Annotated in this window: 10 protein-coding genes; 4 read left to right on the forward strand and 6 right to left on the reverse strand. The window is 60.6% G+C overall.

All coding sequences use genetic code 11. The features are described from left to right. Positions 1-42: 42 nt before the first annotated feature. From AAE484_RS01005 to AAE484_RS01015, 3 genes are all read left to right on the forward strand, one after another. Positions 43-2,115: an MtrB/PioB family decaheme-associated outer membrane protein gene (locus AAE484_RS01005; protein WP_341936455.1), complete on the forward strand. Its 2,073-nt coding sequence runs from the start codon at positions 43-45 to the stop codon at positions 2,113-2,115. Positions 2,116-2,248: 133 nt separating this feature from the next. Then, the gene (locus tag AAE484_RS01010) at positions 2,249-3,154 is read left to right on the forward strand and encodes a hypothetical protein (protein ID WP_341936456.1); all 906 of its coding nucleotides are present in this window, start codon (positions 2,249-2,251) and stop codon (positions 3,152-3,154) included. 135 nt (positions 3,155-3,289) lie between these two features. Next, positions 3,290-3,706 carry a hypothetical protein gene (locus AAE484_RS01015; protein ID WP_341936457.1) on the forward strand — a complete coding sequence of 139 codons (417 nt, stop codon included), beginning with the start codon at positions 3,290-3,292 and terminating at the stop codon, positions 3,704-3,706. Positions 3,707-3,804: 98 nt separating this feature from the next. Here AAE484_RS01015 and glgP read toward each other — a convergent pair whose 3' ends face one another. Genes glgP through AAE484_RS01030 form a run of 3 tightly spaced genes read right to left on the reverse strand, consistent with a single transcriptional unit; the run spans position 3,805 to position 10,056 of the window. Next, complete coding sequence (gene glgP, locus AAE484_RS01020; protein WP_341936458.1) at positions 3,805-6,330, reverse strand: alpha-glucan family phosphorylase; 2,526 nt, start codon at positions 6,328-6,330, stop codon at positions 3,805-3,807. After that, positions 6,317-9,058, reverse strand: coding sequence for a cation-translocating P-type ATPase (locus AAE484_RS01025; protein ID WP_341936459.1), 2,742 nt, complete (start codon positions 9,056-9,058; stop codon positions 6,317-6,319). The genes glgP and AAE484_RS01025 overlap by 14 nt, the downstream gene beginning before the upstream one ends. A gap of 8 nt (positions 9,059-9,066) precedes the next feature. Continuing rightward, entirely contained in the window at positions 9,067-10,056 is a 990-nt protein-coding gene (locus tag AAE484_RS01030; RefSeq protein WP_341936460.1) for a 2-hydroxyacid dehydrogenase, read from the reverse strand. Between the two features lie 206 nt (positions 10,057-10,262). Between AAE484_RS01030 and AAE484_RS01035 the strand changes: the two genes are divergently transcribed. Then, positions 10,263-11,432: an endo-1,4-beta-xylanase gene (locus AAE484_RS01035; protein WP_341936461.1), complete on the forward strand. Its 1,170-nt coding sequence runs from the start codon at positions 10,263-10,265 to the stop codon at positions 11,430-11,432. 88 nt (positions 11,433-11,520) lie between these two features. Here the strand turns inward: AAE484_RS01035 and wrbA are convergent, their stop codons facing one another. The 3 genes from wrbA to AAE484_RS01050 all read right to left on the reverse strand — a co-directional run bounded on the left by wrbA (position 11,521) and on the right by AAE484_RS01050 (position 15,104). Beyond that, a complete protein-coding gene (gene wrbA, locus AAE484_RS01040; RefSeq protein ID WP_341936462.1) occupies positions 11,521-12,123 on the reverse strand; it encodes an NAD(P)H:quinone oxidoreductase in 603 nt (200 codons plus the stop codon). 155 nt (positions 12,124-12,278) lie between these two features. Beyond that, entirely contained in the window at positions 12,279-14,537 is a 2,259-nt protein-coding gene (locus AAE484_RS01045) for a heavy metal translocating P-type ATPase (RefSeq protein ID WP_341936463.1), read from the reverse strand. A gap of 198 nt (positions 14,538-14,735) precedes the next feature. Continuing rightward, positions 14,736-15,104, reverse strand: a complete 369-nt coding sequence (locus AAE484_RS01050; RefSeq protein ID WP_341936464.1) for a DUF883 family protein — start codon at positions 15,102-15,104, stop codon at positions 14,736-14,738. Positions 15,105-15,305: the final 201 nt, after the last annotated feature.

Consider the following 15,305-nt stretch of genomic DNA (forward strand, 5'->3'; position numbering starts at 1 on the left):
TTTCGCCACCGCTCCGCACCTGTCTGGATGACGGGCTGCCTTATGGTGGCTATGAGCCTCGGCAGTCAGGACAGCCGTGCTCAGGGCTATTGGCCGGCCGCGGACACCGACGAGTGGGCCTGCCGCTTGTGTCCCGAACAGAGCCAGCGCGACGGGCGTGTCACCGCCGGGGTGGGGCATGTGTCCGACAGCTCCGCCAAGTTTGGTGATTACACCGGGCTGGATGAAAGCGGCCCCTATTGGTTGGGTGAGCTGGATGTCAGGACGCGCAACGGGGAGGGCTCCTATACTGAGGCACAGGTCGACAACCTTGGGCTCGACTCGCGTCAGGTGCGACTCTTGTACGGTGAGCAGGGACGCTACGACATCGGGTTTGAATACCAACAGATTCCCCACTTTGTGGCGGAGCAGGCGCAGACCCCTTTTCTCGGTGTCGGCACCCAGGTGTTGACCTTGCCGGCGAACTGGGAGCGAGCCTCCACAACGCGGGGGATGAGTCAGCTCGACCCGAGCCTGAAGCGTTTTTCCCCGACGTTGGAGCGCGAGACTTACGGACTGAACGCGGGCGCCCGGCGCAACGATCGTTGGGACTACAGCGTTGACTTTCGTCGCACCGAACAGCAGGGCACCAAGCTTCAGGGGGCCAGTTTCCTGAATACCGCTGTCGTCCTGCCCGTTACGGTCGATCGGGTGACCGAACGGATGGATGCGCGTCTTTCCTATCGGGAGGATCGTTGGTACCTGCAGGCGGCCTATTATGGTTCGCAGTTCGACAATAACGCCGATTCGGTGATCTGGGATAACCCCTTCAACTCTTTGGCTGAAGGCGGTGATCGCGGCCGTATGGCGCAAGAGCCCGGCAACGAATTTCATCAGCTGACGCTGTCCGGTCGCTGGCAACCGGGCCGCCTGTTGCAGACTTCAGGTAGACTCGCTGTGGGCCGCCTGCGGCAGGATGAATCGTTTCTGCCGGCGACCATCAACCCACGGGTGGGCGCTATCAATCAGCCCGCTCTCAGCCTGGACGGTCGGGTCGATACGCTCAATGGCCAGGTGCGTGCGCTGATACAACCCTGGTCGGCGTTGAGTGTGGTGGCTGAACTGTATTATGACGATCGCGACAACCGGACTCCACGCTCCGAGTTTACCCCGGTGCGCTCGGATCTGGTGGTGGCCCCCACACAGTTCAACCGGCCCTACAGTTTTGAACGCGCCGGTAGCAAGCTGCGCGCCGACCTCAAAGCGGGGAGTGGAACCACCGTCTCGGCGGGCCTGTCCCGGGAAACCATGGAACGCAGCTTTCAGGAAACGGAAAAGACCAGCACCACCGACTACTGGGGTGAAGTCCGCACCGCCGTGACCCAAACCCTGGATGTTCGGCTCAAGGGCGGGCAGGAGCGGCGGCGTTTTGTCGAGCACTACCGTCCTCTGGAAGACCTCGTTCCGGGGGAGAATCCCCTGTTGCGGCGCTATCATCTGGGCGAGCGCGATCGTGATCAGGTTCGTGCCAGTGTCGATTACTTACCACGGGACTGGATGACGCTCAGCGTCTCCCTGGATTACGCCAAGGACGATTATTTCAACACCCGAATTGGTTTGACGGAGGCGCGCGAGCTGTCTCACAGCCTGGATATATCGGTGCGGCCAAAAGAGAATCTGTCAATCTATGCTTTCGCGACCCGTCAGCGAATCGACTCGGATCAAGCCGGTAGCGATAATTTTTCCACCCCTGACTGGACCGGCCACCAGCGAGACCGGGTGGATACGTTCGGTGTCGGCATTGAACGCGAAGCGCTGCTCGATGGGCTGGATGTGGGCCTGGATTATAGTCACTCCTTTGGCCGAGGGGAGATTGAAATGGAGTCCCGGGCCAGCGCAGCGCCTTTCCCTGACCTGAAGACCAACTTGAGCCGGGTGGAGCTCTTTGCCCGGTATCAGCTATCGGATCAAATATCTCTGGGGTTGAATTACGGCTATGAGCGCTACCGGAGTGACGACTTTTTTATCGACCAGGTGACGCCGGATACGGTGGCCAACCTGCTCAGCACGGGCCATCAAAGTCCACGCTATTCGGTGCAGGTGGGAAGTGTCAGTGTGACCTACCAGTTCTGGTAGTTCCCCTTTATCACGCTGACAAAAGTACCCCGCTGCACCATCCTGTACGTGTAGTGCGCGCGCGGTCGGACTTGTGAAGTGAACCTCCATCCGCTACCGTTGCCCTTTTTCCCTGACCCTCAGAACGATAATAATGATGCGATTTCTTCAGACGACATTGGTTGCGCTCTTCATCTTCAGCGTTGGTGCCAGTTCTGGCTGGTGTGCGGAGGAGGCGCCGGTGATGGACGTCAGGTACTGGGACAGTACCAAAGGCCGATTCAACTACGAGTATGAATTGCTGCGACTGGCACTTGAGAAAACCGTTGAGGACTATCCTGCCTATCGCCTGAGCCACCACAATGAAAATTTGGGCTCGTCACGTGGGCGGCGTGTCCTCGCTGAAGGGCGAAAGATCAACGTGTATGCAGCACCCGCACGGGAGAAGTTGGGCGCGCTGGAAGCGCAGATTCACTCAGTCCCGATTCCGATTCTGGGCGGCTTGATGGGCTACCGTCAGCTGATTGTCCGTGAAAACGCCTTGCCTGCGATGGCCACTATTACTTCCGAAGACGAATTGCAAAAGTTGACGGTAGGGCAGGGGCAGCACTGGCCGGACGTGGCCATTTTTCGCCGCAACGGCTATCCGGTGAACGATAGCGGTCGCTTAAGCAGTTTGTTTTCCATGTTGGAGCAGCAGCGTTTCGATTACCTGTCTCTGGGCGTCATTGAAGCGAACCGAGAGCTGGCTGTTCATCAGCCGAAGGGCGGTAACCTGGCGGTGGTTCCTGATCTTTACCTTTATTACCCTCTGCCGGTGGTTTTTCATGTCAGTGTCTCTTCGGATCTCCTGGCCGAGCGGTTGGAGGCGGGGCTACGTCGAGCTCTGAATGATGGTTCCATGGAAGCGTTGTTCAGGGCCCACTTTGCTGAAGCACTGGCTGCCATCCACCAGGAAGGCCGGCGGTTGTTTGTTCTGGATGCGCCGTTGCCCGACCTGGACTGGGTGCCCCAGTCTGAGTTTCCTCCACTTATGCGACTTAAGGGTGCCGATCGGTAAACGGCTCGACATTCGCAACAGCGAAGTTACGTACGAGCGGGATGCATTGCGCCCGAGCCTTTCGTTGAGGCGCCTGTGCAGAGTGGGCCGGGATGTGTAAAGATGGCACAACTGCCTACTCAAAAGGAGCGAGCGATGTATCGACTGATGTTTACCGGGGACCTGATCACCGGGTTTCAGCGCCAGGAGACCCTCGACAAGCTGGCGAGCTTGCTGGAGACCTCTCCCGACCAGGTCAGAGAAACGCTGTTCACCGGTCAGCCCGTGGAGTTCAGACAGGTGGATGACAAGGCCGAGGCCGACCAGTGGCGCCGCAGCTTTGCCGACGCCGGCGCCGTGCTGATTGTTCTGCCCGGCGACGAAGACACCCCCGGCGGCTCCCGCTACGCCGGCGCGGACCCGGCGAGCACCAATGTCGAAGACCCCACCCCCGCCTCGGTCACCGCCCGCCTGCCCGGCGTACGCCGGCGCAACAATGCCTACCTGATGCTGGGCGTGATCGCACTGGTGCTGGCCGTGGTCATCATCGTGGCGTCCTGGCTGTTCACATGAACGAAAAAGGGGACGGAGGGACTTTTTTTTGACCAAATTGGTCAATTTTTAGTCCCTCCGTCCCCTTTTTGTGGTCCCTCCGTCCCCTTTTTGTGGGGTCAGTCGGGCCAGGCGATGAGGCGGTTTTCGGCGGGTAGGTGGGCGTCGGGGTGGTGGGCGATGACCCTGGGCGTGAAGTCTTCGGGGGCGCGTGTAGTGGGGATGCGGCCCTGGTAGCGGTAGGCGTTGGTGGAGCCCTCCAGGGGGTGAGCCAGCTTCAGATCCAGGGTGATGGCCTCGTGGTGGGGGCGGGGGTCGGCAATGAGCTGGACGCGGACCGCATCGGGGCAGATGCCGCCCAGGTAAATATTGACGCTGACCTCCTGCTGTTCTCCCGCCGCCTCAAACTGCGGGTCCCCGATGTGAATTTCATGCCAGTGTTGGTGCAGGGTTTCCTGCCACTGATACAGCTCCCGGGCCAGGGCGCCCTGCTCAGCCTGGCGCGCGCGTATGGATTGTCCCGCCTGCAGGTAAAACCGCTCCATATAGTCGCGGATCATCCGGTTGCAGCTGAACCGGGGGGTGAGTTGGGCCATGCTTGCGCGCATGCGCTTGAGCCACTCCCGGGGCAGGTTGTCCTTGTCCCGTTGATAGAAGAGGGGAGCGATTTCCTGCTCCAGCAGTTGGTACAGTTGCTCGGCGTCCCGGGCGTCCAGTTCGCCACTCTGCTTTTCATCCGTGTGGTCCTCACCCTGACCCAGGGCCCAGCCCAGCCCGGGCTCGTAGGCCTCGGCCCACCAGCCATCCAGAATGGACAGGTTCAGCCCGCCGTTGACCAGCGTTTTCATGCCACTGGTGCCGCTGGCTTCCCAGGGGCGGCGCGGGGTATTGAGCCAGATGTCGACCCCCTGGATCAGGTGTTGCGCCAACTCGATGTCGTAGTCCTCAAGCAGTACCACCCGGTGACGAACATCCTGGCGCTGGGCAAAGTGATGCCAGGTCTGCAGGGCATTTTTGCCCCAGTCATCGGCCGGGTGGGCCTTGCCCGCGATCAACAGCTGCACCGGATGACGGGCGTGGTTGAGCAGCCTTGCCAGGCGCTCGGGGTCGCTGAGCAACAGGGCGGGGCGCTTGTATTGGGCGAAGCGGCGGGCAAAGCCGATGGTGAGCAGGTTGGGGTCCAGTGGGCGCTCGGCATACACGGCACACTGCCCTGGCCCCGCCTCCCGGCGCCACTGGTGTGACAGGCGCTCGCGCGCATAGTCGACCAGGCGCGCACGGTCCTGGCCGGCCATGTGCCAGAGGCGTTTATCCTCAAGCTGGTCGAACAGGGCCGGAGACATTTCCGCCAGATCCTGGCGCCAGCGGTCTTTGCCAAAGAGCCGCTCCCACTCGCTGTCAACGCGGTTGGAGTCCCAGGTGGGCACGTGAACCCCGTTGGTGACGTGACCGACCGGCACTTCGCGCTCGGGCCAGCGGGGATAGAGCGACTGGAAAATTCTCTGGCTGACCCGGCCGTGTAGCTCACTCACGCCATTGCTGTAGGCGCAGGTATTGGTGGCCAGGTAGGCCATGTTGAATGGCTCCTGGTCATTGTCGGGATGGGCGCGACCGAGCGCCATCAGTTGCTCGAGCGAGACATCCAGGTGATGGGCAAACTCGGCAATGTAGCGGTGCAGCAGATGCGGCGGGTAGCGGTCAAAGCCTGCTTCCACCGGAGTGTGGGTGGTGAAGAGGTTGCCGCCGCGAGTGGCCCATAGCGCTTCGTCAAAACTGCAGTGGTGCCGCTGCCGGTAGCAGCGGATGCGCTCGAGGGTGGCGAAGGCGGCGTGGCCTTCGTTCAGGTGACACACATAGCGGTGCAGTCCCAGTTCTTCCACCAGGCGCCAGCCGCAAATTCCCAGCGCGATTTCCTGAACCAGGCGCAGCTCGGTGCTGCCGCCATAGAGCTTGCTGGTGATGCTGCGGTCGGCGGCGCGGTTGCGCGGGTCGTTGCTATCGAGAAGGTAGAGGGTGACCCGCCCGACCTGCACCTGCCAGACGCGAAAGCGTACACGGCGGCATAAAAATTCGGTGTCGATATGCAGCCAACTACCGTCTTCGGCGCGCAGGGGTTTGAGGGGCAGGCTGCCCGGGTCGTTGAACAGGTAGGTTTCCTGTTGCCGACCGTCGTCATTGAAGCTCTGGTGAAAATAGCCCTCCTGATAGAACAGGCCCACGCCAATCAGCGGCACACCCAGATCACTGGCGGTCTTGAGGTAGTCGCCGGCGAGCATGCCCAGGCCGCCCGCGTACAGCGGCAGGGCGTCGCACAGACCAAACTCCATGCTCAGGTAGGCGATGCCCTCAATCGGGGCTTGCGGGTACTGGCGCTGATACCAGCTGGGCTCGTTCAGGTAGGTGTGGCGCGCTTCGATCAGGGCATTGAGCTGCTCCAGAAAATCCATGTCATTGGCCAGCGCATGCAGCCGCTCGTCGCTGGTGAGGTTGAGCACATCCACCGGGTTCTGGGTGCGGGTCCAGATGTCTTCATTGATCTGGCGCCAGAGTTGATCACTGTCGTGATTCCAGCTCCAGTGCAGGTCCAGCGCCAGTTCGCGCAGCACGCTTAGTGGGTCGGGTAGGGGACGATCAAACAGAGGCATGGCGGCGGCTCGCAAAGTGACGGATCAGCAGTTTTTCCAGCTCCACCAGAAACAGGATGGGGCTGGTGACCAGGAGCATGAGTAACCAGTGTGACGCTGACAGCGGGGCCAGGCCAAACAGGGTCTGACTGGCGGGCCAGTAAGTGAACGCCAGCTGTAATAACAGTACCAGGCCGATGGCCCATAACGTGGGGCGCACGCCGAGCCAGTAGCGAGTGTGCCAGATTGAATCGCTCAGGGTCCGGGCACTCAACAGGTAAAAGATTTCAAACATCACCAGAGCATTGACCGCGAGGGTGCGCGCCAGTGCCAGATTGTCAGAGCGGCCCAGCTCCCGGTTGAACAATACAAAGACCGTGATCGCACCCAGGCCGCCCACCGTCAGCACCCGGTAGAGCAGAGCGCCGGTAATCAGTCCCTGCCCGCGCGGTCGCGGTGGTCGCTGCATGATATTCGCCTCGCTCTGCTCAAACGCCAGTGCCAGTGCCAGGGTCACAGCGGTGACCATATTGACCCACAGAATCTGCACGGGGGTGATGGGTAACATCCAGCCGAACAGAATGGCCAACACGATCACGCTGGCCTGAGCCAGATTGGTGGGCAGAATGAACGCGATGGCCTTGACGATATTATCGTACACGGTGCGCCCTTCTGCCACGGCCCGGGCAATGGTGGCGAAGTTGTCGTCGGTCAGGACAAAGTCCGAGGCCTCCTTGGCCGCATCGGTGCCTTTCTGCCCCATGGCGATGCCGATGTTAGCGGTGCGCAGGGCTGGGGCATCGTTGACGCCATCGCCGGTCATGGCCACGGTGTGCCGCTGCTTTTGCAGTGCTTCCACCAGTTGCAGTTTGTTGGCGGGGCTGGTGCGGGCAAAAATATCCGCCGCCTCCACAATGGCTTCGCGGGCGGGCTGGTCCAGTTGATCCAGCTCGGCACCGGTGACCACCCGCTCGGCCTTCAATCCAAGTTCCCGACCGATGGCCGCCGCCGTCACCGGATTATCCCCGGTGATCATCAATACCCGGATGCCGGCCCGGTGACACTGGGCGATGGCGTCGATGGCCTCCGGACGGGGCGGGTCGCTGATGCCAACCAGTGCCACCATGATCAGGCCGGCCTCCATATGATCGTGGTTCACAGCGCTCTGCTCGTCCGCCACGGGCTTGCGGGCAAGCGCCATGACGCGCATGCCTCGCTGGGCCAGGTGCTCCATTTCACTCTGCCAATAATCCCGGTCCAGAGGCTCCGGGCCCTCCGGGCCCAGCTGTTGATCGCAGAGCTCGATCAGCCGGTCGGGTGCGCCCTTGATGGCCATTTCCCGCTCACCCTCGGGGTTGTCGTGCAGGCTCGCCATGTAGCGCTTTTCGGTTTCAAAGGGCAGGGTGTCCAGGCGCGGGCAGTCGTTGCGGCAGCGTTCGGTTTCCAGCCCCTGTTTGAGGGCGAAGACCAGCAGTGCGCCTTCGGTCGGGTCGCCGTGCAAGTGCCAGGTGTCGTCTTCCTGCGTCAGGTTGGCGTCATTGCACAGTAGCGCGATTCGGCCGGCGGTGGCGAGCAGCTGGGCTTCGTCCTCCGTGTGCGCCTTCTCGCCGCCCGGGTCGCTGAGCTCGATCTGGCCTTCGGGCACGTAGCCCTCGCCAGAGACGTCGTAGCGCCGCCGGCTGGTGGCGACGGCTCGTGCGGTCATGGCATTGGCGGTGAGGGTGCCGGTTTTATCCGAGCAGATGACGTCCACCGAGCCTAGCACTTCGACCGCTGGCAGGCGTCGGACCAGGGCCCGCTTGCGCGCCATTCGCTCCACGCCCAAGGCCAGGGTGATGGTGACCACGGCGGGCAACCCCTCGGGAATGGCGGCCACGGCAATGCCGATTGCCCCCTGGAACAGCTCGGCCAGCGGCTGGCCGTGCAGCCAGAACCCGAGTGCGGCGGTAAGACCGGTGACCAGCAGGATCACGCCGGTGAGCTGGCCGGCAAAACGGCGCAGCTGCTGTTGCAGTGGGGTTTCGGTCAGGGTGACGTTCTGCACCATCTGGTTGATGGCGCCGATCTCGGTGCGCCGCCCGGTCTGGGTGACCAGGCCGCGACCGTTGCCATAGCTGATCAGTGTGCCCATGTAGGCCATACCGCTGCGCTCGGCCAGGGGCGTGTCGGCTGCCACCGCCGCCGTGGTTTTCTCCGCAGCCTGCGACTCCCCGGTCAGCATGGCTTCGTCGCAGCGCAGGTTTTTGCTTTCAATCAGGCGCATGTCGGCAGGCACCCGGTCGCCGGGTTGCAGCAATACGATATCGCCCGGTACCAGCTCGCGACTGTCGAGGGTGAGGGTGGCGCCATCGCGCACCACCAGGCAGTGGCTGCGACTCAGATCCATGATCGCCCGCAGTGCCTTTTCGGCTTTGCCTTCCTGCAGAAAACCGATGACGGCATTGATCAGCACCACGGCGGCGATCACCCCGGCATCGACCCAGTGACCGATGGTCAGGCTGATGCCCGCGCTGACCAGAAGTACATAGATGAACAGGTTGTGAAACTGGCGCAGCAGACGCCGCCAGTTGGGGGTGGGCGGGGTCACCGGCAGTTGGTTGTCGCCCCAATGTTGTTGCTGCTCGCGTGCCTGCTCTGAAGACAGCCCTCGGGCGCTGCTGTTGAGCGTCGCAAAGAGTGCCTCGGGGGATTGTTGGTGGGGCTGCGTCAGAGCGGCCTCAGTTTGATCCTGTGTGGAGGCGTTGGCCATGGCAATCCTCAGTCAATGGAACAGACGCGGTCCATCTCACCCTGTTCAAAATGGGTGATGTTGGCCAGTGTGGTTTCGGCGATGGCGGAGAGCGCCTCGCGGGTAAAGAAGGCCTGGTGACCGGTGATCACCACATTGGGAAAGGTGATCAGGCGGGCGAAGACATCGTCCTGCAGCAGCTGATTGGAGTGATCCTCAAAAAACAGGTCTCCCTCTTCTTCGTAGACGTCCAGGCCCAGATAGCCGATTTTCTGGGATTTGAGCCCGACTACGACCGCCCGGGTATCAATCAGTCCGCCACGCCCGGTGTTGATCAGCATCACACCGGTTTTCATCTGCGCCAGGGCCTGCTTGTTGATCATGTGGTGGTTGTCCGGGGTCAGCGGACAGTGCAGGGAGATGATGTCGGCCTGGGGCCAGATCTGTTCCAGTGACAGGTATTCCACACCCCGGTCTACCAGTGTCTGGTTAGGGTAGGGGTCATAGGCAACCACCCGACAGCCGATGCCCAGCATGATATCGGCGAAGATGCGACCGATTTTACCGGTGCCGATCACCGCCAGGGTCTTGCCCGCCAGATCAAAGCCCAGCAGACCGTTCAGGGAGTAGTCGTTCTCCCGGACCCGGTGGTAGGCGCGATGCAGTTGCCGGTTGAGCATGAGAATCAGCCCCAGGGTGTGCTCGGCGATGGCGTGGGGGGAGTATTCCGGCACCCGGGCCAGGGTGAGGCCCAGCGCCCGGGCTCTGTCCAGGTCAACCTGATTGAAACCCGCACAGCGCAGCGCAATCAACTTCACGCCCTGCTTGGCCAGTTGCTCGAGAACCGGAGCGTCCAGCTGGTCGTTGACGAAGCAGCATACGGCCTGGCAATCCTGCGCCAGAAGCGCGCTGTTGGGCTTGAGCGCCACCTCGTGGTAGACAAACTCGTGCCGGCCCTGATTGGCCTGCTCGAGATGATCGCGGTCATAGGGTTTGGTGCTGAAAACGGCGACTTTCATGCTCATTGGGCTCCTTTGAATCGTCAGTCTAGAGTATAGGGCAAACGGCGAGCCGGGTTGTTGATTTAACGCAAGCGCCGGGCCTGGCCCAGCCTCCCTGGCGAACGGCTTCGGGGGAACAGAGCAGCAGCCCCGGATCTTTGATATAGTGGATATGACTTTTAGTCTCTGGATAATGAAAAAAGCCAACCAAGAGGTATCTCTCCATGAAGCTCCCGTTATCACTCCCCGTCACGCTGGCCGCTGCAGCGGTACTGCTGGCCGGTTGCCAGCAGGCCCCGGTGCAGGACGCCGAACCGGTGGCCGATTCGCTCAAAACCGCCTACCAGGATGCGTTCATGGTGGGGTCGGCCCTGAATGAAGCCATTCCCGCCGGTGAAGATGAGCGCTCGGCTGACATCGTCCGTCAGCACTTCAATACCATCACAGTGGAAAACGTGATGAAAAACGAAGAGATTCACCCCGAGCCCGGCGTTTACCGTTTCGGTCCCGCCGACGAGTTTGTGGAATTCGGGGAAGAGAACGACATGTTCATCATCGGTCACACGCTGGTCTGGCACAACCAGACGCCCGCCTGGTTTTTTCAGGATGATCAGGGCGAGACCAATACCCCCGAGGCCCAGGCCGAGCGCATGCGCAAGCACATCGAAGTGGTCGCGGGCCGCTATGCCGGTCGGGTGCATGCCTGGGATGTGGTGAACGAGGTGATTGCCGATGACGGCTCCTACCGGCCTACCACCTGGGTCAATGGCATCGGCTCAGGCGATGAGCTGGTCAGGTTGGCGTTCAAGTATGCCAGTGAGTATGCCCCCGAGGCGGAGCTGTATTACAACGACTTCAATGCCTGGCGTCCGGAAAAGCGCGACGGCATTGTGCGCATGGTGAAAATGCTGCAGGAAGCGGGCATCAAGATTGATGGCATCGGCATCCAGGGGCATTGGGGGCTGAACTTCCCCAAAACCGAATACATCGAAGACGCCATTGACGCCTACGCCGAGCTGGGCGTGAAAGTGATGATTACCGAACTGGACGTGGATGTGCTGCCCCTGACCCGTGAAGGTCAGATTATTGGCACGGGCATGATGCATCCCCAATTCCAGAACGAAGAGTTCAAGGAGTATCTGGATCCCTATCCGGACGGGTTGCCGGAGGATGTTCAACAGCAGTTGACCGAACGCTGGGCCGAACTGTTTGAAATTTTTTATCGCAAGCGCGACAAGATTGATCGTGTCACACTCTGGGGCGTGACCGACAGCATGTCCTGGAAGAGCGACTATCCGATTCCGAACCGGACCAACTATCCGTTGCTGTTCAACCGCGACGGCAGTGCCAAGCCGGCGGTGGACGCCCTGCTCCGGATTCCCAATAAGCACTGAACATAACAGGCATCAACACTAAAAAGCCGCCCCTGCAAAACAGGGGCGGCTTTTTTTTGTGGCTGTTGCAACAGGATGCTAGCGACAATCAGGCACTCTGTTTTTTCGCAATCTCGGCCACGTGCTTGCCCTGATAGCGGGCAATGGTCAGCTCATTCTCCGAGGGCTGCCGGCTGCCATCGCCACTGGCCAGGGTGCTGGCGCCATAGGGTGTGCCGCCGGTAATCTCATCCATATTGGCCAACTCCGGGCAGGAGTAGGGAATACCGGTGATGATCATGCCGTGGTGGAGCAGGGTGGTGTGGAAAGAGGTGATAGTGGTTTCCTGTCCGCCGTGCTGGGTGGCGGTGGAGGTAAACACGCTGCCCACTTTTCCGGCCAGTTTGCCCTGCGCCCAGAGGCCGCCGGTCTGGTCGAGGAAGTTGCGCATCTGACCACACATGTTGCCAAAGCGGGTGGGTGTGCCAAAGATGATGGCATCGTAATCGGCCAATTCATCGGGCTTGGCGACGGGTGCATCCTGATCGAGCTCGGCGCCCGCATTGCGTGCCACATCTTCGGGCATGGTTTCCGGCACGCGCTTGAGTGTGACTTCAATACCTTGCACGCCCTTGGCGCCTTCGGCAATGGCGTTGGCCATGGTTTCAATATGGCCATACATGCTGTAGTACAGAACAAGTACCTTGGTCATGACAATCTCCTTTAAGTGAACAACATCGAAAGTCGTGTTGATGCGCGAAACAGTAGCAAGCGGCGAGCTGGTCGCGCAAGCGAGTGCCTGTCGCCGCTTTACGTTTGTTTACGCTTCGCGTTTTGTGGTCGATCATCCCTGAACATTGAAGAGGGTCATACTGCCGGTTTGAACCGTTTCAATCGCAGCGCATTGCCCAGGACGAAGACACTGGACAGTGCCATGGCACCCGCCGCGAAAATGGGCGACAGCAACAGGCCGAAGGCCGGGTAGAGCAGACCGGCGGCGACGGGAATCAGGGCGGTGTTGTAGGCAAAGGCCCAGAACAGATTCTGCTTGATGTTGCGCAGTGCGGCGCGGGATACCGCAATGGCGTTGACCGCACCGGCCAGGTCGCCTTTGACCAGCACTACATCGGCACTTTCAATGGCCACATCGGTTCCCGAGCCCATGGCGATGCCAATATCGGCCTGGGCCAGAGCGGGGGCGTCGTTGATCCCGTCACCGACATAGGCCACACGCTGGCCGTCACGTTGCAGCTTTTTCAGGGCTTCAACTTTGGCATCGGGCAGCACCTCAGCCAGCACTTCATCGATACCCAATTGCCGGGCAATCGCATCAGCGGTGCCCTGGCTGTCGCCCGTGATCATGACGACTTTGAAGCCCTCCCGGTGCAGGAAGTCGATCGCCGCCGGGGTGGTCTCCTTGACCGTGTCGGCCACAGCGATAAGAGCGGCGACCTGTTTGTCGATGATCACATAAATGGGGGTTTTGCCGTCATTGGCCAACTCTTTCGCCTGCTCGGCAAACGGGTTCTGTTCAATGTCGAACTGTTCCAGCAGACGTTCGGCGCCCACGGCAATGTCCTGATCGTTGACCCGGGCCTTGACCCCATAGCCGGTCAACGAGTCAAAACCGGTCGCTTTTTCCAATGTCAGCTTTTCCGCCTCGGCCGCTTTGACAATGGCCTGGGCAATGGGGTGCTCGGAGCGCGATTCCAGGGCAGCGACAGCGCCGAGAACCTGATTGCGTTCAAAGCCTTCAGCGGTGATCACATCGGTCAATTCCGGTTCGCCCTTGGTCAGGGTGCCGGTTTTATCCAACGCAACCGCGTCCACATCCCTCAAAGCCTGCAGCGCTTCACCGTGACGAAACAGCACGCCCATTTCGGCGGCGCGGCCGGTGGCCACCATGATGGACGTGGGAGTGGCCAGCCCCATGGCGCAGGGGCAGGCGATGATCAACACCGCCACGGCATTGACCAGTGCGAGCGTGAGCGCCGGTTCCGGCCCCCAGATCAACCAGACCAGCAGCGTGATGAGTGCCGCAGTCATCACCGCCGGCACAAACCAGAGGGTGATTTTATTGACCAGTGTCTGGATCGGCAGCTTCGAGCCCTGGGCGCTCTCGACCATGTGAATGATCTGGGCGAGCATGGTGTCTTCGCCCACTTTGGTCACCTTGAACGAGAAGCTGCCGGTTTTGTTCAGCGTGCCGCCCACCACGGTGGAGCCGGTGCGCTTTTCCACCGGAATGGCTTCGCCGGTGAGCATGGACTCGTCCACGTAGGATTCGCCATCAATGAGCTCGCCATCCAGGGGGATTTTTTCACCGGGACGCACGACGATGGTTTCACCCCGCTCGATTTTCTCCGGCGCCACTTCCACTTCCTTGCCATCGCGCAGCACGCGGGCCGTTTTTGCCTGGAGACTGACCAACCGGGTAATGGCCTCGTTGGTGCGGCCCTTGGCGCGCGCCTCCAATAACCGACCCAGAAGAATCAGCGTGACGATGACGGCGGCGGCCTCGTAATAGACGTTGACCGAATTTTCGGGCAGCACTTGCGGCAGAAAAGTCGCCACTACTGAGTAACCCCAGGCGGCGCTGGTACCCAGGGCCACCAGTGAGTTCATGTCCGGCGCCAGGCGCCAGAAGGCGGGCAGCCCCAGGCGGAAGAAACGTAAACCGGGCCCGAACAGCACCAGCGTAGTCAGCGCAAACTGGATGAGCCAGTTGTTCTGCTGGCCAATGTTGGCATCAATGGCGTGATGGAGCGCGGGGATCAGGTGCGCCCCCATCTCCATCACAAACACGGGCAGCGTCAACACCGCGGCAAACATCAGGGACTTCTGCAGCGATTGACGTTCCTCTTCCCTTGCCTGCGCCTGTGATTGCGAGGCCTCGCGGGTTGAGGTGATGGGCTTGGCGGAATAACCCGCTTTGTCGACCGCGGCCAGCATGCGGTCGATGTTTGACTGGCTGACATCTCCCACAATATGAGCGGACTCGGCGGCGAGGTTGACGTCGGCCTGATCAATCCCCTCCACGGCATTCAGCGCCTTTTCGACCCTGGCCGCACAAGAGGCGCAGCTCATACCGGAGATCTGGAAATCCACTGTGTTGGAATCGCGCATTGATTTCATCCTGTATTAAAACGTAGTCGGTGTTACTTGTGACCAAGCGTAAACCTTACAGCCGCTGTAAGGTCAAGCGGGCAGGATGATGAGATCGATTCAGGGGGGGTGGTGTAAGAAGGGGCTAGCGGAAAATTCGGGTGGAGAGCCGGGCCTGCAGATGGCTCTCCAACCCAATGCTTTCCGATCTGGTGAAGGTTATTTGCGACGATAGAGGAGCAGGCCACAAACAACGCCCAGGGCCAGGGTCACACCCGCAGCGCTCCAGGGGTGGCTGCGAACATAGTCGTTGGCCTGGTAAAAATTCTCACGCGCCTGGCGGGCGATGGAGCTGCTGGTGTCTTCAACGATTCCTTTGGCTTTGGATACGCGCTCCTCCAGCTCTTTCCTGGCCTTGTCGAGCTCTTTACCTTCCAGGGACGCGGACTTTTTGATCATGCCTTCCACGTCGGAAACGAACGATTTGAACTCGTCAGACAACTCGGCCGAGCTGTTGGCCAACCGCGACATGGCGCTGGCATTTTTCCGGCTTCTGGAGTTTCCCGGTAACATCTCTCTAACTTGCATGATCTTCTCCTTAAACAATCAATGAATTGAATTCAGCCATAAGGTATTGTGCTGCAAGCCTTACTTCCCGATTGTAAGCCTCATCGGGTTTAAAAGAAACCACCGGCCCCAAAAGGAAAATAAAGCACGCTGGGTAAGCGTGCCACGGCGGATCGCCATATAACATACAAGAATTAGCGTTATTCCTTTTATAGGCTGTGG

The sequence above is a fragment of the Marinimicrobium sp. C2-29 genome (assembly GCF_038419845.1).
Taxonomy (GTDB): Bacteria; Pseudomonadota; Gammaproteobacteria; order Pseudomonadales; family Cellvibrionaceae; genus Marinimicrobium.

Excerpts from the sequence above, each read along its gene's own strand:
- AAE484_RS01035 (WP_341936461.1), top strand. The coding sequence starts at position 10,263 with ATGAAGCTCCCGTTATCACTCCCCGTCACGCTGGCCGCTGCAGCGGTA.
- AAE484_RS01050 (WP_341936464.1), bottom strand. The coding sequence starts at position 15,104 with ATGCAAGTTAGAGAGATGTTACCGGGAAACTCCAGAAGCCGGAAAAAT.
- AAE484_RS01005 (WP_341936455.1), top strand. The coding sequence starts at position 43 with ATGGTGGCTATGAGCCTCGGCAGTCAGGACAGCCGTGCTCAGGGCTAT.
- AAE484_RS01045 (WP_341936463.1), bottom strand. The coding sequence starts at position 14,537 with ATGCGCGATTCCAACACAGTGGATTTCCAGATCTCCGGTATGAGCTGC.
- AAE484_RS01010 (WP_341936456.1), top strand. The coding sequence starts at position 2,249 with ATGATGCGATTTCTTCAGACGACATTGGTTGCGCTCTTCATCTTCAGC.
- AAE484_RS01015 (WP_341936457.1), top strand. The coding sequence starts at position 3,290 with ATGTATCGACTGATGTTTACCGGGGACCTGATCACCGGGTTTCAGCGC.
- AAE484_RS01030 (WP_341936460.1), bottom strand. The coding sequence starts at position 10,056 with ATGAAAGTCGCCGTTTTCAGCACCAAACCCTATGACCGCGATCATCTC.
- wrbA (WP_341936462.1), bottom strand. The coding sequence starts at position 12,123 with ATGACCAAGGTACTTGTTCTGTACTACAGCATGTATGGCCATATTGAA.
- glgP (WP_341936458.1), bottom strand. The coding sequence starts at position 6,330 with ATGCCTCTGTTTGATCGTCCCCTACCCGACCCACTAAGCGTGCTGCGC.
- AAE484_RS01025 (WP_341936459.1), bottom strand. The coding sequence starts at position 9,058 with ATGGCCAACGCCTCCACACAGGATCAAACTGAGGCCGCTCTGACGCAG.